Source organism: Streptomyces himastatinicus ATCC 53653, from assembly GCF_000158915.1.
Lineage (GTDB): Bacteria > Actinomycetota > Actinomycetes > Streptomycetales > Streptomycetaceae > Streptomyces > Streptomyces himastatinicus.
The window spans coordinates 1,647,904-1,666,722 of the sequence record NZ_GG657754.1 but is presented as its reverse complement, the minus strand read 5'-3'; the positions used below and the strand labels follow the sequence as shown (position 1 = coordinate 1,666,722).

At 72.6% G+C, this 18,819-nt stretch carries 20 protein-coding genes and 2 pseudogenes; 4 read left to right on the top strand and 18 right to left on the bottom strand.

What is annotated here, in order from left to right:
• The 11 genes and pseudogenes from SSOG_RS57395 to SSOG_RS52220 form a co-directional block, all read right to left on the bottom strand.
• A partial coding sequence (locus SSOG_RS57395; RefSeq protein ID WP_281048070.1) for an FAD-binding oxidoreductase occupies window positions 1–775 on the bottom strand: 775 nt, incomplete at its 3' end.
• A 94-nt stretch (window positions 776–869) separates the two neighbouring features.
• Window positions 870–1,094, bottom strand: a pseudogene (locus SSOG_RS57390) (hypothetical protein); the annotation flags it as partial.
• 9 nt (window positions 1,095–1,103) lie between these two features.
• The gene (locus tag SSOG_RS06440; protein ID WP_009713405.1) at window positions 1,104–2,267 is read right to left on the bottom strand and encodes an acyl-CoA dehydrogenase family protein; all 1,164 of its coding nucleotides are present in this window, start codon (window positions 2,265–2,267) and stop codon (window positions 1,104–1,106) included.
• A complete protein-coding gene (locus SSOG_RS06435) occupies window positions 2,264–3,304 on the bottom strand; it encodes an ABC transporter substrate-binding protein (RefSeq protein ID WP_039936720.1) in 1,041 nt (346 codons plus the stop codon). Before SSOG_RS06435 ends, SSOG_RS06440 begins: the two co-directional genes overlap by 4 nt.
• Before the next feature lie 43 nt (window positions 3,305–3,347).
• Window positions 3,348–4,448 carry an LLM class flavin-dependent oxidoreductase gene (locus SSOG_RS06430; protein WP_009713403.1) on the bottom strand — a complete coding sequence of 367 codons (1,101 nt, stop codon included), beginning with the start codon at window positions 4,446–4,448 and terminating at the stop codon, window positions 3,348–3,350.
• A gap of 8 nt (window positions 4,449–4,456) precedes the next feature.
• The gene (locus SSOG_RS06425; RefSeq protein WP_009713402.1) at window positions 4,457–5,476 is read right to left on the bottom strand and encodes an ABC transporter substrate-binding protein; all 1,020 of its coding nucleotides are present in this window, start codon (window positions 5,474–5,476) and stop codon (window positions 4,457–4,459) included.
• Window positions 5,473–6,219, bottom strand: coding sequence for an ABC transporter ATP-binding protein (locus SSOG_RS06420; protein ID WP_039936718.1), 747 nt, complete (start codon window positions 6,217–6,219; stop codon window positions 5,473–5,475). Before SSOG_RS06420 ends, SSOG_RS06425 begins: the two co-directional genes overlap by 4 nt.
• Window positions 6,216–7,145: an ABC transporter permease gene (locus SSOG_RS06415; protein WP_009713400.1), complete on the bottom strand. Its 930-nt coding sequence runs from the start codon at window positions 7,143–7,145 to the stop codon at window positions 6,216–6,218. The genes SSOG_RS06420 and SSOG_RS06415 overlap by 4 nt, the downstream gene beginning before the upstream one ends.
• Window positions 7,146–7,198: 53 nt before the next feature.
• Window positions 7,199–8,050: a sulfurtransferase gene (locus SSOG_RS06410; protein ID WP_009713399.1), complete on the bottom strand. Its 852-nt coding sequence runs from the start codon at window positions 8,048–8,050 to the stop codon at window positions 7,199–7,201.
• Window positions 8,047–8,781: an alpha/beta hydrolase gene (locus SSOG_RS06405; protein WP_039936715.1), complete on the bottom strand. Its 735-nt coding sequence runs from the start codon at window positions 8,779–8,781 to the stop codon at window positions 8,047–8,049. Before SSOG_RS06405 ends, SSOG_RS06410 begins: the two co-directional genes overlap by 4 nt.
• Before the next feature lie 195 nt (window positions 8,782–8,976).
• Window positions 8,977–9,138 carry a hypothetical protein gene (locus SSOG_RS52220; RefSeq protein ID WP_154685898.1) on the bottom strand — a complete coding sequence of 54 codons (162 nt, stop codon included), beginning with the start codon at window positions 9,136–9,138 and terminating at the stop codon, window positions 8,977–8,979.
• A 96-nt stretch (window positions 9,139–9,234) separates the two neighbouring features.
• Between SSOG_RS52220 and SSOG_RS06400 the strand changes: the two genes are divergently transcribed.
• Complete coding sequence (locus SSOG_RS06400; RefSeq protein ID WP_009713397.1) at window positions 9,235–10,140, top strand: LysR family transcriptional regulator; 906 nt, start codon at window positions 9,235–9,237, stop codon at window positions 10,138–10,140.
• Between the two features lie 14 nt (window positions 10,141–10,154).
• Here SSOG_RS06400 and SSOG_RS06395 read toward each other — a convergent pair whose 3' ends face one another.
• On the bottom strand, window positions 10,155–10,565 hold the full coding sequence (locus tag SSOG_RS06395) for a DUF4395 domain-containing protein (RefSeq protein WP_039936713.1): 411 nt from the start codon (window positions 10,563–10,565) through the stop codon (window positions 10,155–10,157).
• A 213-nt stretch (window positions 10,566–10,778) separates the two neighbouring features.
• Here SSOG_RS06395 and SSOG_RS06390 point away from each other — a divergent pair, with 213 nt between their 5' ends.
• The gene (locus SSOG_RS06390) at window positions 10,779–11,213 is read left to right on the top strand and encodes a TlpA family protein disulfide reductase (protein ID WP_050800277.1); all 435 of its coding nucleotides are present in this window, start codon (window positions 10,779–10,781) and stop codon (window positions 11,211–11,213) included.
• 10 nt (window positions 11,214–11,223) lie between these two features.
• On the opposite strand, the gene SSOG_RS06385 is transcribed toward SSOG_RS06390, so the two are convergent.
• From SSOG_RS06385 to SSOG_RS06375, 3 genes are read right to left on the bottom strand one after another with little or no spacing between them, the layout of a single operon-like run.
• Entirely contained in the window at window positions 11,224–11,910 is a 687-nt protein-coding gene (locus tag SSOG_RS06385) for a 3-oxoacid CoA-transferase subunit B (RefSeq protein ID WP_009713394.1), read from the bottom strand.
• On the bottom strand, window positions 11,907–12,578 hold the full coding sequence (locus SSOG_RS06380) for a 3-oxoacid CoA-transferase subunit A (protein ID WP_009713393.1): 672 nt from the start codon (window positions 12,576–12,578) through the stop codon (window positions 11,907–11,909). The genes SSOG_RS06385 and SSOG_RS06380 overlap by 4 nt, the downstream gene beginning before the upstream one ends.
• A complete protein-coding gene (locus SSOG_RS06375; protein WP_039936712.1) occupies window positions 12,575–13,777 on the bottom strand; it encodes a thiolase family protein in 1,203 nt (400 codons plus the stop codon). Before SSOG_RS06375 ends, SSOG_RS06380 begins: the two co-directional genes overlap by 4 nt.
• An 83-nt stretch (window positions 13,778–13,860) precedes the next feature.
• Here SSOG_RS06375 and SSOG_RS06370 point away from each other — a divergent pair, with 83 nt between their 5' ends.
• Complete coding sequence (locus SSOG_RS06370; RefSeq protein ID WP_039940710.1) at window positions 13,861–14,748, top strand: LysR family transcriptional regulator; 888 nt, start codon at window positions 13,861–13,863, stop codon at window positions 14,746–14,748.
• A 34-nt stretch (window positions 14,749–14,782) separates the two neighbouring features.
• On the opposite strand, the gene SSOG_RS06365 is transcribed toward SSOG_RS06370, so the two are convergent.
• A complete protein-coding gene (locus SSOG_RS06365; protein ID WP_208867333.1) occupies window positions 14,783–15,562 on the bottom strand; it encodes an NAD(P)/FAD-dependent oxidoreductase in 780 nt (259 codons plus the stop codon).
• Between the two features lie 134 nt (window positions 15,563–15,696).
• Window positions 15,697–15,909: pseudogene (locus SSOG_RS58380) on the bottom strand (FAD-dependent oxidoreductase); the annotation flags it as partial.
• Window positions 15,910–16,054: 145 nt separating this feature from the next.
• Between SSOG_RS58380 and SSOG_RS06360 the strand changes: the two are divergent.
• The gene (locus tag SSOG_RS06360) at window positions 16,055–17,572 is read left to right on the top strand and encodes a PucR family transcriptional regulator (protein WP_009713390.1); all 1,518 of its coding nucleotides are present in this window, start codon (window positions 16,055–16,057) and stop codon (window positions 17,570–17,572) included.
• Between the two features lie 60 nt (window positions 17,573–17,632).
• Here SSOG_RS06360 and SSOG_RS06355 read toward each other — a convergent pair.
• The coding region (locus tag SSOG_RS06355; protein WP_245606232.1) for an ABC transporter permease at window positions 17,633–18,819 on the bottom strand (1,187 nt) is incomplete at its 5' end.

Sequence of the window (18,819 nt, the reverse complement as noted above, 5' to 3'; positions counted from 1 at the left end):
TCTCGCGTACGGCGGCGGCCAGTCGGCTCCGGGGTACGGCGATGTCCTCGATCAGGACCCGGCCCAGCCGCTCCAGCGAGGGCAGCGCGAGCCGTCGCGCGGCGAGCAGCCGGTCCGCCTCGGCCGGGTCCCCGGTGACCTCGACCGACGTCGCATGCCCGCGCAAGCACCGTACGGCCGCGTCGGCTTCGGCGGCCGCGCCCCGCCCGTCGCACTGGAGGAGCAGCAGGGCGCCCCCGCGCGACCGCAGGGCCGTGCCCTGGGCGTCGTCCACCGCGCCCAGGACCGGGCCGTCGAGCAGCTCCGCCATGGCGGGCTCGACCCGGGCGGCGGTGAGCGCGGAGACGGCCTCGGCTCCTTCGGCGAACGTGGTGAAGTACGCGGCGACCGTGACGGTCTCCTCCGGTACCGGGCGCAGCCGCAGAGTGGCGGAGGTGATCACCCCGAGGGTGCCTTCGGAGCCGGTGAGCAGGCCGGTCAGGTCATAGCCGGTGACGCCCTTGACCGTGCGCCGCCCGGTCCGTACGAGCGTCCCGTCCGCGAGCACCGCGTCCAGGCCCAGGAGCGCGTCCCTGGTGACCCCGTACTTCGCGCAGCGGAGCCCGCCCGCGTTGGTCGCGATGTTCCCGCCGATGGTCGAGATCGCCGCGCTCGCCGGGTCGGGTGCGTAGCGCAGCCCGAACTCGCCTGCCGTGCGGTCCAGTTCGGCGGTGATGACGCCCGGCTCGACGACGGCGATCTGTTCCTCGGGGCTCAGTTCCAGGACGCGGTTCATGCGGGACAGGTCGAGGACGACACTGCCCCGCGCCCGCGCTCGCCCCTCCGGACAGCCCGGTTCCCGCCCCGCGCGGTACGACCGGTATCCGCAGGTCGTGGGCGTGCCGCAGGGCTGTCTGGACGTGCTCGGTGTGTGTGGCGTGGACGACCGCGAGCGGGACGCCCTCCGGCCTGCTGCCGGAGCGGTCGGTGGCGTACGGGCCGGTGGCCTCGGTGTCGAGCGCCTCGCCGGGCAGGTCGCGGCGCAGGGCCGCCAGCAGCGCGGCGGCGGCATGCGTGGGTGCGGCGGTATCCGGAGCGGACAGCGGGACGGTCATGTCAGCCTCTCACTTCAAAAAACACGAGAGCGGCCGCGCCGATGGCGAGCGCGCCGTGTCTTCCTGCGGGGCGTGGACCGGGGCGCACTGGACGTCCCGGAAGTGGCGCTCCAGGGGGTTGTCGCGGGACAGCCCCGGATTCCCCAGCAGCCGCACCCCCAGGGCGACCGCCTCGGTGGCGTGCCGGTCGGCCAGGACGCGGGCGCCCAGGGCGTGTTCGGGGGTGTACGAACCGTCGGCGCCGTCGACTCGCTCCGCACCCGTGAACACCAGGTGTTCGGCGGAGTCCAGCCGCAGCGCGATCTCACCGGCCACGCGCCGGAAGCGCTCGGTACGGGCCACCGGATGGCCGAGGTTGGCGGGGACCCGCTCGAGGGCGAAGCGGTGGACGTAATCCTGGGCGGCGCGCGCCACGCCCAGGTAGAGGGCGGCGAGCGGCAGATGGAGGGCCGCGCCCGCACGGTTGTCCTGCTCCGCCGCGGCGCCGTGCTCGGCCAGGTCGATGACGTTGCCCTTGGGGATCTCGACGTCGTGGAGCGCGATGTCATGGCTTCCGCTGGCGCGCAGCCCCAGATGGTTCCAGCGGTGGGTGATCTCGATTCCGGGCGCGGTGCCGGGCACCAGGAAGGTGCCGACCCGTGGCGCGGGTTCGTCCGTGGTGGCCCACACCAGCAGCCAGTCCAGCCCTTCCACACCGGTCGCGAAGCGTTTGCGGCCGCTGAGCGACCAGCCGTCCGGCGTGCGCCGGGCCACCGTCGAGGGCAGCCCTCCCCGCGCGGGCGAGCCGAGTTCGGGCTCGACGCGGATGTGGTTGAGCAGCACCGGCCGCGCGGCGGCGTCGGCCAGCACCTGCCCGTAGAGCTCCTCCGGCCAGTGCGGCCGCACGGCCTGGCGGCGGTGGACGGAGAGGCTCATGGCGGCGATCAGCGCCACCGACGGATCGCCTTCGCCGAGCGCGTGCAGGATGCGCGCGGTGTCCGCCACGCCGAGGGCGGGGCCCCCGTACCGCTCGCCGACGGTGGCGGTGAGCAGCCCGGCCTCGTGCGCGGCGCGGATCCCCTCGGCCGGAAACGTGCCGTCGCTGTCGTACGCGGCCGCGGTGGTGGCGAGCCGTCGCGTCACGGAGGGCAGCAAGGTCAGATCCGGGACGGGGAACACGGAGTCGGTGGTCATGAGGCGAGTTCCTTGCGCAGTCGCGGGGTGAGACGGTCGCTCCAGAAATCGCTCACCGTCAGCTTCCGCTTCACCGCCCCGAGGTCACCGAAGGCGTCGGTGACCTTCTGCTCGGAGGCGGTGGCCCCGGCGCTCACCGGCCGGATCCCGGTCCTGCGCTGCGCCTCTCCCTCCGTGAACTCCTCCAGCGCCTGATCCACCGGCTGGTGGGTGGCGGCGGCCATGAGCTTCGCGTACTCCTTCTGGCGCCCGTCGCGCACATAGGCGAACGCCTTGTCGATACGGGCCAGCAGATCCGCCAGCGCCCGGCGCTCGGCCGCGCCGCCGAGGGTGTCGTCCGAGGCCGTCCACAGGAAGTTGCCGGAGAGGATGTCCCTGCCGGAACCGATGGTGCGGGCGCCCCGCTGATGGGCGGTGATGACCGCGTTGCCGTATCCGGCGAACGCGTCGATGGAACCGCCGTTCAACGCGGCGATCCCCTTGTCGGGATCCAGCGGGGCGGCCTCGATGTCGTCCCAGCCGAGCCCGGCCCGCTTCAGCAGTTCGTAGAGGAAGTAGTGGGCGGTGGTGTTCTTGACGTAGCCGACCTTCTTGCCCCGCAGCTGCGACATCGAGGTGATCGGGGACCCCTTGGGGGCCACGACCTCCTGGTTGAGGGTGTTGCCGCGCCGCACGGCGACGACCTTGAAGTTCGGCTTTCCGTCGGCCGCCGCGAACACCGGCGGGATCTCGCTGGAACTCGCCACGTCCAGCGCACCGGCGCGCACCGCCTCCAGTTGCCGGTCGCCGCCCTGGAACAGGCTCCACTTCACGTCGTACGGAGTGTCGTCCAGGTGCGCGAACTTCAGCAGCGCCTCCTCTTCCTTCCAGCCGGTCGCCCCGACCCGGAGGGTGACGGAGGAGCCCTTCCCGCCCCCGTCCGCTCCCGCGGCGCCGCCACATGCGCTCAGCGCACCCGCGGTCAGCGCCACGACGGCGGCGAGAGCGGTACGGGCGCGGGCGCGGCGGGAACGGGAGCGGGCCGGTGGCCTGGACATGCGGGTGATGCCTTTCATCAGAGGAACGGAGGGAGAGGGGATGTCAGACGGCCGAGGTGGCGGCGCGGTGCGCCAGCTCCTGACGGACCAGCGGCAGGACGTGACGCCCGTAGTCGATGGCGTCGTTGAGCGGGTCGTAGCCGCGGATGGACAGCAGCTCGCAGCCGATGTCGACGTAGTCGAGCAGCGCCTTGGCGACCGTCTCCGGGGAGCCGACCAAAGCCGTGGACGCACCGGCGGCGTTGGTGGCCGCGGCGGGCGCGGTCCACAGGCAGCGGTCGTGCACCTCACCGCGCTCGGCCACCGCCAGCAGCCGCTGCGATCCGACGTTGGACGGCGCGCCCTGGCCGACCGCCGGGTAGTGGCGGCGCTTGGCCCGCTCGGCGTGGTTGGCCTTGACCGCGCCCAGGGTGCGGTGGGCCTTCTCCCAGGCCAGCTCGTCGGTGGGGGCGATGATCGGCCGGAAGGACACCCAGATGCGCGGCCGGGGACGGCCCGCGGCGTCCGCGTAGGCGTTCACCGAGGCGATCTGCTCGGCGGTCTCCTTCAGCGGTTCGCCCCACAGCCCGAAGATGTCGCCCAGCTGCCCGCCCACCCGGTACGCGTCGCTCGACGAACCGCCCACCGAGATGGGGATGGTGCCGTGGTACGGGGCGACATCGGAGCGGAAGCCCTCGAAGCGGTAGTACGGGCCCTCATGGGAAATCGGCCCGTCGGCCTCCCACACCCTGCGCAGGATCCGGATGTACTCGTCCGAGCGGGCGTACCGCTCGCTCTTGCTCAGATAGTCGCCCTCGCGGTGCTGTTCCTCGTCGTTGCCGCCGGAGATGATGTGCACCACCAGCCGCCCGGCGCTGATCTGGTCCAGCGTGGCCAGCGCGCGGGCCGCGTGGGTGGGGAACACCACCCCGGGGCGGTGGGCGAGCACCGGTTTGATGCGCTCGGTGTGATGGGTGACGAACTGGGCCAGCTGGAGCGCGTCCGGGGACGCCGAGTGGTAGGTGACCAGGGTGTAGTCGAAGCCGGAGTCGTCCAGGGCGCGGGCGTAACGGCGGGCGTAGTCCACGTCGATGCCGGAACCCGCGGTGGGGTCGCCCTCGGTGGCGGGATTGGGGTGGACGGCGCTGATGAACTCGACGGGCATGGCTGCGGTCACTCCTTGACGAGGCTGGTGTCGACGTGGTCGGCGAGCTTCGGGTTGGGCGTGAGCACACCGATGCCGTGCATGGTGTCGCCGACCTTCTGCACGGACCGGATCACCGGCTCGCTCACCGGCAGCAGTTCGCTGTTGGACTGGTCGACCAGGGCCTTGGCCACCGTGGGCGAGGCTCCGTTGTTGCGCTGGATGGCCTTGGCGTACTCCTCCGGGTGCTTCCGGGACCAGGCCAGCGCCTTGTCGAGGCGGCGCAGATAGTCGGTGATGGCCTTCTTCTTCGCCGGGACGTCGAGCGCCTCCTCGGAGGCCCCGACGAAGCCGTAGCCGCTCACCCGCCCGTTCGCCCCGTTGACCAGGAGACGGCCCCCGTGCTGCTCGGCCACCGTCTTGTACACGCCGAACGTGGCCCATGCCTCGACCTTGCCCGAGGTGAAGGCGGCCTGGGCGTCGGTGGGCAGCAGATACTGCACACGGACGTCCGAGTAGCTCAGCCCCGCCTGCTTCAGCGCGTGCGCCAGCAGATATTCGGCGATGGACCCCTTGGCCGAGGAGACCACGACCTTCTTCCCCTTGAGGTCCTTGACGCTCTTCACCGGGGAGTTCTTGCGGACCACGATCCCGGTGTGGGTGCCGTCGTTGTGCAGCGCCCCGACGGCCTTGACGCGTACCCCGCCGGCGAGCGCCTGGAGCGTGGGCAGATCGGCGGCGTACGAGGTGTCGGCGGCCCCGGCCTGTACGGCCTGGAACAGCGGCGCGGCCCCCTCGAACTCGGCCCACTTCACCTTGTACGGCGTCCCCTTGAGGGCGCCGGAGGCGTCGAACAGCGTCTTCAGGTTCTTGGCCTGGTCGCCCAGGGTCAGTGTCACCTTCGACGGATCGGTCTCGGACGCCGCCCGGCTGTCGCCCCCGCACGCGCTGGTGGCGAGCAGGGCGGTGAGCGACAGCGCGGCGCCGAGGGCGCGCGCCGCGGCCGTGGCCCTGCGGTTCCGGGTGTGCAAGCGGTTCATGCGGTTCATGCGGTCACCTCTTCACGATGGTGCGAAGGGGCCGAGGCGTCGTCGACGCCCAGCCGTCGCAGGAGTTCGCCGCGCAATGCCACGAAGTCGGGGGAGCCGAGGTCGCGCGGGCGGCGAAGGCCCACCTCCGCCTCGTAGGCGATGCGCCCGTCGTCCATCACCAGCACCCGGTCGGCCAGCAGCAGCGCCTCCTCGACGTCGTGCGTGACCAGCAGGATCGAGCAGCCGTGCCGCTGCCACAGATCGGCCACCAGCCGCTGCGCCTTGCCGCGGGTGAGCGCGTCGAGCGCGCCGAACGGCTCGTCCAGCAGCAGCAGTTCGGGCTCGTGCACCAGTGCGCGGGCCAGCGAGACGCGCTGGGCCTGACCGCCGGAGAGCGTCCGGGGCCAAGCGCCCGCGTACTCCTCGATGCCGACCTCGGCCAGATAGCGCTCGGCGAGCGCGCGGTCCCCACCCGACAGACCGAGCACCACGTTGTGCCACACCCGCAGCCACGGCATCAGCCGGGGCGACTGGAACGCCACCGACCGCCGCCGCGGTACGGCCATCTCGCCCTCGGTCTCGCCGTCCAGCCCGGCGAGGATCCTCAGCAGTGTCGACTTTCCGCAGCCGCTCTGGCCGAGCAGGGCCACGAACTCGCCCTCGCGGATGGTGATGTCGAGCCCGTCGAGCACCGTCTTGTCGCCGAAGGCGCGCGTCAGCCCGTGGACCTCCACGCTGTTCGTGCCGTTCACCGCGGTCATGCTCCCTCCCCTTCGAACGAGGCCCGCCAGTCCAGGAGCCGCCGGGACAGCAGCCGCACCGCGAAGTCGCAGAGCAGCCCCAGCACCGCGTACACGGCGAGGCACAGGACGATGACGTCGGTCTGGAAGTACTGCTGGGCGTTGCTCATCAGATAGCCGATACCGGCGTCCGCGTTGACCTGCTCGGCGAAGACCAGGGCCAGCCACGCGGTGGACAGCGCGTACCGCAGCCCCACCAGCGCACCGGGCAGCGCGGACGGCAGGATCACGTACCGGATCAGCCCGATACGGCCCAGGCCCACCATCCGCCCGGCCTCGATCAGCTGCGCGTCGGCGGAGCGGATGCCGCCGTAGATGTTGAAGTACAGCGGGTAGGTGACACCGAGCGCCACCAGCGCGATCTTCGGTGTCTCGTCGATGCCGAACCAGACGATGAACAGCGGGATCAGGCCCACCCAGGGGATCGCCCGGAACATGCCCATGGAGGCGTCGATGACGTCCTCGCCCAGCCGGAACAGCCCGGCGGTGAGCGACAGGGTGAGCGCCACGGCCGCGCCGATGAGGAAGCCGATCGCCGCGCGGCGGCCGGAGGCGGCGATGGCCTCCGTCAGCTCACCGGTGCCGATGAGGTCCGCCCCGCGCCGCACAACGTCGACGGGGGAGGCCAGCACGGTTTCCGGGAGGACGCCGGTCGCGGCGGCCAGGTACCAGATCAGCAGCAGTCCGACGGGCCCGGAGGCGCGCCGGACCCCGCGCGGGACCCGGAGGCGGGGCCGGGGCCGGGTGCGCGTAGCGGTGGGTCGGGATGTCCGGGCCGCGGCGGGTTTGGCGGGCGGCGTCGGGTCCTTCGCCGCACCGGGGCGTGGTGGTGCGGACGTGCTCGGGGGCGGTGCGGCCCCGGACACGGAGGAGTGCGGGGAGGGCATGGTGCGGCCTCTCGGTCGGGAAGTGTTCACAGGAGGTGTGCGGGCGCGGTGGATCATCCCGCCGCCGCGCCCACGGCCGCGGGGCGCGCGGTGTCGGAGGACCAGGCGGACCAGGAACCGGGGTAGAGCGCGGCGGTGATGCCGACGCGGGCCAGGGCCGCGACCGTGTGGGCGGCCGTGACGCCGGAGCCGCAGTAGACACCGACCTCTGACGTGCCGTCGGCGCCCAGCGCGGTGAAACGCCGCGCCAGCTCCTCCACGCCGTGGAACGTGCCGTCCGGCGCCAGGTTGTCGCCCGTCGGGGCGGACCGGGCGCCGGGGATGTGCCCGGCGCGCGGATCGACCGGTTCGGTCTCGCCCCGGTACCGCTCGGCCGCCCGCGCGTCCAGCAGGACGCCCGTACGCGCCACCTCGGCCGCCGCGTCGGCGTCCAGCACCGGCAGCTGCCCCGGGGCGAGGACGACATCCCCCTCGGCCGGTGGGGTGGGCTCGCCCGCCTCGACCGGCAGTCCGGCTGCGCGCCACGCGGCCAGCGCCCCGTCCAGCAGCGAGACCCGCTCGACCCCGGCCCACCGCAGCAGCCACCAGGCGCGGGCGGCGGCGGTGTTGCCGTTGTCGTCGTACACCACCACCGGCCGACCGGCGGTGAGCCCCCAGCGGCGCGCGGCCCACTGCAACGCGGCGGGGTCCGGCAACGGATGGCGGCCGCGCTCCGGGGTGGCGGGAGCGGCGAGTTCGGTGTCCAGGTCGACGTAGACCGCGCCGGGGAGGTGTCCGGCGAGGTAGTGGTCATGGCCGTGCGGATCGCCGAGCCGCCACCGTACGTCCAGGACGACGGGCGCCGGATCGCCGTGGGACAGCCGGGAGTACAGCTCGGCCGGAGTGGTGAGGACGGGGGCGGTCATCGGAGGTCCTCCGTGACGGCGATGGGCGCGAGACCGGAATCCAGCCGCAGCCGCTCCAGGAAGAGGACCACCGTGGCGGCGGCGGTGCGGTGGGTCACGTCGTTGAGGACGTCGTGCCGCGTGCCGCCCAGGCTCACCAGCTCCGCGCCGGGCAGGCCGCGGAACACCCGGCGGACCGCATCGAGCGGGCTGACGGTGTCCTCGGCACCGTGCAGCCCGAGCACCGGAACGGAGATCCCGTCCAGCGCCGGTGACTCCAGCGCCGTGGGGGCCGCCAGGGCGCCGCGCCGGAACGCCTCGTCGGCGGTCAGCCTGCCCCGGTGCGTGGGGCAGGCGGTGCGCTGCTCCAGCTCGTCTTCCCAGTCCGCAGTGTCCGTTTCGGTGGGGTGCGGACCGGTCGGCAGTCCGGCGAGGATCAGGGCATCCAGCCCGGGGGTGCCGAGGGCGGCGAGCTGCGCCGCGTGGGCCGCCCCGGTGTCGGAGCCGACCAGTACGCGGGGGCCCGGGTGCGTCTCGTCGCGCAACAGCTTGGTGGCCGCCTCGGTGATGGCTTCCGGGTCGGACGAGGCATCCCCCAGGGCACGGACGCGATAGCCGTCGGCGGAGATCCGGCGGCCGAACCGCTCGTACACACCGCCGTGTTCACCCCGCCCGGGGAGGAGCACGAGCGTGCCGCGCGGGGCGATTCCCGCTGGTTCGTCCCAGGAGTGGACAGGCTGAGCAGAGGACATGAGAACTCGATTCATCGACAGCGCCCGCCCGCACGAGCGAGGCGGAGCAGCCGCGCGGGCGCGGAGACGCGCAGGCGCGGACGGGACGGGGTGAGACGAAGGCAGGAAGCCGTTGCCGACGCGGAAGTGAGGAGACGAACAGGCGACGGCAAACGAGCGTGAAGACCGGCGGCCAGGGCCGGGGAGAGCTGTTGGTCAGCGACAGCGCATGGCGCCGGTGCGGCCGAAGTCGACCACGCGCCGCCGGGTCAGCCAGGCGCACCGGGCGCGGCACACCGCGGGTCCGGCGGCCGAAGGCCCGGATCCGGTGCGGTACGTGCGCGGCCGGTGGGCCGCCACGAGCGGTGTGCGTGGCATGGCTTCAGGATGCACGAGCCCGGAGTCGGGCGTCCAACGATGATTTGCCATCAAAATCGATCGTGATCAACGATCGATCGGTGCTAGCCTGCGCACATGCGGCCGGTACTGGACATCGTGGCATTGCGCAGCCTCATCGCCGTCGCCGACTTCGGAGGCTTCCACCGCGCCGCCGACGCGCTCTCCCTCAGCCAATCCACGGTCAGCCAGCACATCCGGCGGCTGGAGAAGTCCCTCGGCCGCCCCGTCGTCGAACGCGACGGCAGGAAGACCCGGTTCACCGCCCACGGTGCCCGACTGCTGGAAGAGGCCCAGCAGATCGTCGGCGCACACGACGCCGCCGTCCGTCGCCTCATGGGGGAGGACCACCCCGACGCCGCACCCGTCGTCATCGGCGCCACCGAGCACGGCGCCGACCAGATCCTCCCCGTACTCGCCGCGGCCGTACGCGACACCCGGCCCGGCGCCGAGGTCCGCGTGCGCGTCGACCGCTCGGCGCAGCTGACGGACGCCGTCGCACGCGGCGAACTCGACCTCGCCGTCTACGTCACCGAGGCAGCACAGGCCCCGGGCACCCCGGTGGGCGAACTGCCCCTGCGCTGGTACGCCGCCCCCGGCTGGGAACCGCCCGCCGCCCCCGCCCCCTTGCCCCTGGTCGCCATCAGCGACCCGTGCGTGATCCGCCGCCGCGCCCTGACCGCGCTCGCCGCGCAGAACACGCCCGCCACCGTGGTCGCCGAGGCCGGATACCTCGCCGGGGTCCTGGACGCGGCCCGCGCCGGACTCGGCGCCGCCCTGCTCGCCATCCCCGGCAGCCCGTACCCCGACGGCCTCACGCCACGCCACGACCTCCCGGCCGTCCCCCCGGTCCGCCTCAGCGCCCGGGCCCGCAGCGGCTGTGACCCCGCCATGACCCAGGCCACCATCGAGGCGGTACGCGCCCTGCTCACCTCCCGCGAGGCGGATCGCGAGGCGGACCGAGAGGCCGACCCCGCGATGTGAACCGGCGCGTGCGCTCAGGCGCTTCGAACGCGGCGGATGAGTACGTACATCTCGCACCCGAGGCAGTAGCCGAAGGCCGCGTTGAGGAAGGCCGCCGCCAGGGCGAGCCCGGTCGCGGTCATGCCCAGCCAGTGGGCGCCTCCGAGGTAGCCGACGGTGCCGACGAGGCCGAAGACGGCGCCGACACCCTGGGCGAAGCGGGGCGGCCGGGCGTCCTCCAGCTCATCCGGCGGGGAGAGCCTGGGCCGGACGGCGACGCCGTACAGCCAGCCGTACGGGGAGTACCGCAAACCGGCGAACGCACCGAGCGCGAAGACCGCGGTCTGCGCGGCGAGCAGGGCTCCGCTGCTGGTGATCAGTACGGCGCACAGGACGAGGGTGGTGAGCGCGGCGGCGAACCGGGGGCCGCGCGGGTCGATCTGCATGGGAGAAGACTCCAGAGGGGGGAGGGGCTGTGGTCGGGCCGGTGCGGGTGTCAGCGACAGCCGGTGGTGGTGGCCCGGCAGAGGTCGACCACACGGCGGGTGGTCAGCCACAGCAGGCGGGGGGAGCCCATGCCCGTCATCGTAGTGGCGCGGAGCACCGAGAAGCGATGGCCGGCTCGCATGGAAGGGACCGCGCGGGTGCACACTGGTCGCATGATCGGGTTGGTGGTGTGTGCCGCGGTGCTGCTCCTGGCGAGCGTCTTCGGGCTGGTGCGTGCGGCGCGCGGCGGGAGGTTCCGGGCGCGGCCGCGGGACGGCGCGGTGCGCCTGTCGGCGGCGGAACTCGGGGCCGAGCTGGGGGACCGGGCGACCCTGGTCCAGTTCTCCACCGCCGTCTGCGGACCCTGCCGGCCGACGCGGCGGTTGCTCGCGGACATCGCCGGGACGACGCCGGGCACCGCGCATGTGGAGATCGACGCGGAGGAGCGGCTGGAGCTGGTCAGGCGGCTGGGCATCCTGCGGACGCCGACCGTGCTGGTGCTCGACCCGGCTGGTCAGGTCGTGAGCAGGGCATCCGGCCAGCCCCGGCGCGCGGAGGTGCTGACAGCCCTCGACCGGGCGTCCGGGGCCCCTGGTTCCTCCTCGTGATCGAGCCGGGTCAGCGGGGGGCCCCGTTCGCCGGTGCGAGCGGTACGTCGAGGCGTGCCGCGAGGTCGTCGTAGCCGATGCCGAACGTTTCGAGCACGGTGGCGCCTTCGGGGCCGAGACGGAAGGTCGCGAGGTCGGTGTAGACGCGGTCGACACATCCCAGCCCGGTCAGCGGGTAACCGCACTCCCGCACCAGTTTGGGCGAGCCGTCCTTCGCGAAGAGCGACATCATCACGAACACCTTCTTGGCGCCGATCGCGAGATCCATCGCACCCCCGACGGCGGGGATCGCGTCGGGCGCGCCGGTGTGCCAGTTGGCCAGGTCGCCGGTGGCCGAGACCTGGAACGCGCCGAGCACGCAGACGTCGAGGTGGCCGCCGCGCATCATCGCGAAGGAGTCGGCGTGATGGAAGTAGGCCGCTCCCGGCAGCTCGGTGACCGGGATCTTCCCCGCGTTGGTGAGGTCGGGGTCCACCTCATCGGGCTTGGCCGCGGGGCCCATGTTGAGCAGGCCGTTCTCGGTGTGCAGCACCACCCCCGAGCCGTCGGGGAGGTGGTCGGCGACGCGCGTCGGCTGGCCGATGCCCAGGTTGACGTACGAGCCGTGCGGGATGTCGCGCGCCACGATGGCGGCCATCTCGTCCTTGCCCAGCGGCCCCCGGCCGGGGTTTTCCACCAGTGAGTCGGTCGGGTTCATACGGCCACCTCCGTCCGCACGATGCGGTCGACGTAGATGCTCGGGGTCACGACGGTCTCCGGGTCGAGGGCACCGGTCTCGACGATGTCGCGGACCTGTGCCACGACCGTGGTCGCGGCGGTGGCCATGACCGGTCCGAAGTTGCGGGCGGTCTTGCGGTAGACGAGGTTGCCCATCCGGTCGGCCGTGTGGGCGCCGATCAGGGCGACGTCGCCCTTGATGGGGTACTCCAGGACGTAGGTGCGGCCGTCTATCTCGCGGGTCTCCTTGCCCTCGGCAAGGGGCGTACCGACGCCCGTGGGGCAGAAGAACGCACCGATACCGGCACCGGCCGCGCGCATCCGCTCGGCCAGGGTGCCCTGTGGCACCACTTCGAGCTGGATCCGTCCCTCGCGGTAGAGCCGGTCGAAGACCCAGGAGTCGGACTGGCGGGGGAAGGAGCACACGACCCTGCGTACCCGTCCCTTGGCCAGCAGTGCGGCCAGGCCCGTGTCGCCGTTGCCCGCGTTGTTCGACACCACCGTCAGATCGCTCGCGCCCTGCCGGATGAGCGCGTCGATCAGCTCGACCGGCATGCCCGCCATGCCGAACCCGCCGACCAGCACCGTCGAGCCGTCGCTGATCCCGGCCACGGCCTCATCGGCATCCGTACACACCTGAACGGTCATCGTGTCTGCTCCGCAACGTTCTCCAGGACGACCGCCAGGGCCTGTCCGACACCGATACAGATCGCGGCGACGCCCCACCGCTGCCCCGACTCGCGCAGCCGCGCGGCGAGCGTGCCCAGGATCCGTCCGCCGGAGGCGCCGAGGGGATGGCCGATGGCGATCGCGCCGCCCTTGGTGTTCACGATGGCCGGATCGACCTTCCAGGCGTCCACGCAGGCCAGCGACTGCACGGCGAAGGCTTCGTTGAGTTCGACCGCGGACACGTCCGACCAGGAGATCCCCGCCCGCCTCAGGGCCCGTTCGGCGGCCTCGACCGGTGCGAAGCCGAACATCTGCGGCTCCAGCGCGGATACCCCGCGGCCCGCGATGCGGGCCAGTGGCGCGACGCCGATGCGTGAGGCGGCCTGCTCCGAGCCGATCAGCACGGCGGACGCACCGTCGTTGAGGGGCGAGGCGTTTCCGGCGGTGATGGCGCCGTCGGGGCGGAACGCCGGCCCCAGACCGGCCAGCTTCTGCGGCGTCGATCCGGGCCGGATGCCCTCGTCGCGGGCGAGTCGGACCTCGCCGTCCAGGACGACGGGCACCACCAGGTCGTCGTAGAAGCCCGCGTTCCAGGCGTCGTCCGCGAGGCGGTGCGAGCGGGCGGCGAACTCGTCCTGCCGTTCCCGGTCGATGGCGAACCGCTCGGCCAGCTGCTCGTTCGCCTCGCCCAGGGAGACGGTCCACTCCTTCGGCATGCGCTCGTTGACCAGCCGCCACCCCAGGGTCGTCGACACGGCGGTCACATGACCGGCGGGGAAGGCGCGTGACGGCTTCGGCAGCACCCACGGCGCCCGCGTCATCGACTCCACTCCGCCGGTGAGGACGATGTCGGCGTCACCGCTCTCCACGGCACACGAGCCGATGATCGCCGCGTCCAGCGAGGAGCCGCAGAGGCGGTTGACGGTCGTGGCGGGTACCGAGGTCGGCAGCCCCGCCAGCAGGACCGCCATCCGGCCGACGTTACGGTTCTCCTCGCCCGCGCCGTTGGCGTTGCCCCAGACCACATCGCCGATCAGGGTCGGGTCGAGCGACGGCGCCTTGGCCAGGGCCCCGGAGAGGGCGACCGCGGCGAGATCGTCGGGCCGTACCTCGGCGAGCGCTCCACCGAACCGCCCGAAGGGGGTTCTCGCTGCTGTGTAGACGAAGCTGGCAACCATGGGACTCAACCTAGGTTCCGCGATTGATCTAATCCAGTATCCATTTCTGCTTGATTAATCAGCCAGCGAGATAAGCTGTGGTCATGGAACTCCGGCAGGTCCGCTACTTCCTCGCTCTGGCCGAGGAATGCCACTTCGGCCGGGCCGCCCAGCGCCTCCATGTGGCCCAGTCGGCCCTCTCCCAGCAGCTCAAGCAACTGGAGCGAGAGCTCGGCACGACGCTCTTCACCCGCTCCACGCGGCGCGTGGAGCTCACCGAGGCAGGCCGCCACCTGGTCACCCACGCCCGGTCGATCGCGGACGAGGTGGAGCGGGCCAAGGACCAGATGGCGCTGCTCGCCACCGGCCGCACCGGACGCGTGTCCATCGGCTTCGTCGGAACCGCCACCTACGACGTCCTGCCGCGGATCGCCCGTACGGTACGGGCGCAGCTGCCGGGCGTATCCCTGGAACTGCGCGGTGAGATGCTCAACCCCGAACTGGTCGAAGGACTGCTCCACGGCACCTACGACCTCGCCCTGGTACGCACCGATGCCCCGGTGGACGCCGCCGTCGAGGTCACCACCCTTCGCTCCGAACGCCTGGTGGCCGTCCTGCCCACCGGACATCCGCTGGCGGACCGCCACGAGATCCCCCTCGTGGCACTCGCCGACGAGCCGATCGTCGTCCATCCGTCCCGCGACCGTTCCTCCATGCACGGCCGCGTCCTCGCCGCCTGCGCCCGCGCGGGCTTCGAACCCTCCGCCCTGGTCGAGGTCGGTGAGACCGCGACCCTGGTCGTGTTCGTGGCCGCGGGCCACGGCGTCGCCCTGGTCCCGGAGTCCGTACAGAGCCTCCGCCTCGACGGTGTGACCTACCTGCCGCTGGTCGAGACCGAAACCGTCGACCTGGGGCTGGCACGCCGAGCGGGCCGGAGTTCGGCGGCGGCGGACCAGGTGGCGGCGGTCGTCGAGGCGTGCGTCAGAAGCTGAGCGGCGCCGCGCCGCGCGTCTTCCGCCGGTGCGGTCAGTGGGCGCCGGTGAGCTTTTCGAGCAGCGCCGATATGGCGGACGGCCTCTTCGTCAGGCGCTCTTCGACGTCCGCGGCGGCGGCCGCGCGCAGCCCGGCGTTGACCCCGAGCCACCGGAACGGCTCGATCTCCCAGCGCGGGGAGGCGTGGTTGACGATCGGCAGACGGTTCAGCTCGTCCCGGCGCCCAGTGATCAGGTTGCGCAGGATCCGCCCGGCGAGATTGCTGGTGGCCACCCCGTCCCCGACGTACGGCCCGGCCCACGCCATGCCGGTGCCGGGGTGGTATCCCACCGAGGGGAACCAGTCCCGGGGGACACCGAGGGGACCGCCCCAGCGGTGGGTGATCTCGACGTCGGCGAGCGCCGGGAAGAACGCGCGCATCGTCCCGGCGATCCTGGCGTGGATCTTCACGTCGGTGTCGAACCGCGGCGAGACCTTCGAGCGGAAGTGGTACGGCGCGCCACGCCCGCCGAAGACGAGCCGCCCGTTGGTGGTGGGGTGGGCGTAGATCCGCAGGTTGCGCAGGTCGTTGAACGCGACGCGGGAGTCCAGGCCGAGGTCCCGCCGTAGTGCGCCGGGCAGCGGGGCCGTGGCGACGACCAGGGAGTACAGCGGGGCGATATGCCTGCGGTAGGCCGCGAATCGCGGGGTGTACGCCTCGGTGGCGCGGATGACGACGGAGGCGGTGACGGTTCCCTGGCGGGCGCGGACGTGGCCGCTGCCGATGTCGGTGACGTCGGTGTTCTCGTAGATGGTTCCGCCGTGGTCCTCCACCCGGGCGGCGAGCGCTGGAGTTCCAGCGCCGCTTCGTACGAGTACAGCTTGCGCACCCGGTCCAGGGAGACCGGGAAGATCGCGGAGCACCATCCGCCGTTGCGGCCGGAGGCGCCGTATCCGGCGAACTCGCGCTCCAGCACGACCACTTTCAGCGTGGGGTCCTCCTCAAGGAGGTAGTAGGCCGCCCACAGCCCGGTGAACCCGGCGCCGACGATGGCGACATCGGCCGACAAGCTGCCCGGCAAGGCGGGCCTGCGGTGTGGGCTCGTCCCGTCCTCGGCCCATACGGGAACCCCCGCGGATCCTTCGGCGCCGCGTTCCGTGCGGGCCTGGCTGAACACCATCGCTGCCTCCTCGAGTCCTCGCTGTGATCGCCGCGGCCAGTCTTGGGCGGAGGCGGCGATCCGGATATGCGTCCGATGCACAGGGCCCGTTCGGCGCGCTGTACGTTCGTATGAAGCTTTCGTATGAAGCTTTCGGAAAGGCGCCATGGTGATCACCGTCGACGGCCTGGTGGCCGTGCCCTCGCTGGGCCTCCGGTATCTGGCCGGTTCCCGTGGCGGATCACGCCCGGTGACCTGGGCACACGCATGTGATCTGCCCGATCCCTGGCGCTGGTTCGAGTCGGGGGACCTGGTCATGACCACCGGGGGCGGGCTGCCCGCCGGGGCGGCCGGGCAGGCGCGGTGGCTCGGCCGGCTCATCGACAGCGGGGTCAGCGGCCTGGTGGTCGCGTTGGAGGCGAGCGCGCCCGCCGTGACCCCCGCGCTCCTCAGGGCGGCCGACAAGCGTGACTTCCCGGTGCTGTCGGCGAGCTTCGACCTCCAGTTCGTCGCCTTGGCCCGCACCGTCATCGAAAGCGCCGTCGAGTCCGAACGCGAACGGCTGGCGGTCATCAAACGGCTGTATGACGTGTACTGGCAGTCGCTCCGCGCCCGCGGCACCTTCGACGCCCGGATCTCGGCCCTGGAGGGCAGCGTCGGATGGGCCCTGGAAGTGCGGGACTTGGACGCGGGCGAGACGTTGGTCCGGGGGCGGGAGGCCAGCGGACGGCAGTCGGCGCGGCCCGAGCGGAACTCGGCGCCGCCCGGGGGGAACTCGGCGCCGCCCGAGAGGAACGATGACGAGGCCACGCAGGTCCCCGTCCCCGGCACCGGCAACGTGGCGCTGCTGGCGTACCCGGGGCGGCGCGCCGTCCAGGACCGTGCGCTCCTCGAGCACTTGGGCGGCCTGATCGCCCTCGAACTGGAGCATCACGCCGCCCAGCGGGACCGGCTGCGGGCATCCGGACAGGACCTGCTGCTCGGCCTGCTCGCCGACACCATCGACCTGTCGGCCGTCCGGCCGGAGCTGCGCCACCGCGGCATGGCCGCCGCCGCGGCGGTGGTCTGCTGGAAGGCGCCCGACGACACACCGCCGCGCCATGAGCACATCCATCACCACCTGCGGCTCCAGCACTGCGCACCGCTCCTGGCGTACCGCGCCCCGGTGCTCCTCGGGCTCGTCCCCGACGACACCGAGCTGCTCACGGCGCTCACCACCGAGCTGGGGGAGGACTGCGCGGTCGGGGTGAGCACGCCCCTCGCCGCCAGCACCCAGGTCTCCGAAGCCGCCCGGCAGGCCCAGCTCGCCGTGGCCCGGGCGCACGAGGCCGGTGTGCCGCTGATGCGGTACGGCACCGACCGCTGCGACGGCGGATTCCTTCCGCGCAGCATCGAGGACACCCGGCAGCTGGTCCGCCGTACCCTCGGCCCGCTGATCACGTACGACCGCTCCAACGGCGGCGAACTCATCAGGTCGCTGCGTACCTTCCTGGCCAACGACGGCGGCTGGCAGCGCAGTTCGGACGAGCTGGGCATCCACCGGCAGACCCTGGTGTACCGGCTGCGCAAGGTCGAGCGGCTCACCGGGCTGAAGGCCACCTCCACCAGGGGCTCGGCCATGCTGTGGCTGGCGCTGCGGGCCGCGGACAGCGCACGGCTGTCACTGGACGACCTGATGGAGTGACCCCGTCAGACGAACGTATGAAGGCTGACCCGGGGCCCGAATCTGACCTCCGATTCGGTCTTATTCGGTGCGCAAGGCCGTGGCGGTCCGGGCCCTGGCGGCCCAACTGGCGGGCAGGAGCGCGCCCAGGGTGGCGATGAGCAGGCCGCCGAGTGCGAGCGGGAGCAGTTCGGCGCCGTGGTAGACGGCAATGACGGAATCGGGGAAGCGGAGCCCCACGCTGTCGCCCATCGCGGGCATGACCCAACCGTGCAGGGTGACGCCGAGCGGCACGCCCAGCGTGCCCGCGACCAGTCCGGTCACCACGACCGAGGTGAGGACCATCGCGATGGTCTGCCGGGGCGTCATGCCGAGCGCCTTGTGGACACCGATCTCCCGGACGCGCTCGCGGGTGTCGAGCAGCACGCCGTTGAGCACGCCGAGCGCGGCGACGGCGACGAGCATCAGCGTGAGGAACACGGACAGCGCGTTGAGCGTGACGACCATGTCGCCACCGGCGCCGAGCCCGCCCGCCTGAGCGGTGACCCCCAGCGGTGCCAGGTCCTTGTTCAGCGCGTCGACGTAGCCGGTCACGTCGGTGCCCGAGGTGACCGCGATGTGATGGCTCGCCTCCGTCAGGTCGGGGTGCGCGGCCGTGAGGGTCGAGGCGTCGGTGAAGACCTGCATGCCGTCGTTGCGGGGGTCGAGCACCTCGCCGACGATCCGGACCGTGACCGGCTCGGCCAGGCCGTTCAGGGTGACGGCGTCGCCGACGCGGGTGCCGGTGGCGGCCAGGAAGGGGGTCGGGACCACGGCCTGGCCGGGCTTGTCGATCCACCGGCCCGAGACCATCGTGTAGCCGCCCCAGGAGGCGTCGCCGGTGAAGGCGTTCACGTCGACGGTGCCGGTCACGCCGGACACGGTCGCCCGTACCGTCGCGGCGCGGTAGTACTTCCCGGTCCCGGCGGCGGTTTTGATGGCCGCGGCGACGGCGGCGGGATCGGCCTTGGGCTGCTGCTTCCTGGGACCGGGGCCGGGGCCAGCGCCTGGAGGCCCGAGGTCCGGCAAGGGCGCGGGCACGGTGACATCGGCGGCGTCGTGGGCCTTGGCCTGCATCACCTGGCCGAGCGAGCCGACCATCCCCACGGTGAACGTGACGGCGATGGCGCCGAACAGGACCGCCGTGCCCATGGCCAGCGCGCGGGCGGGCCGCGCGAAGGGCCGGGCCAGGCCCAGGGCGACCGGCTGCGGCAACGGCAGCCGTCCGG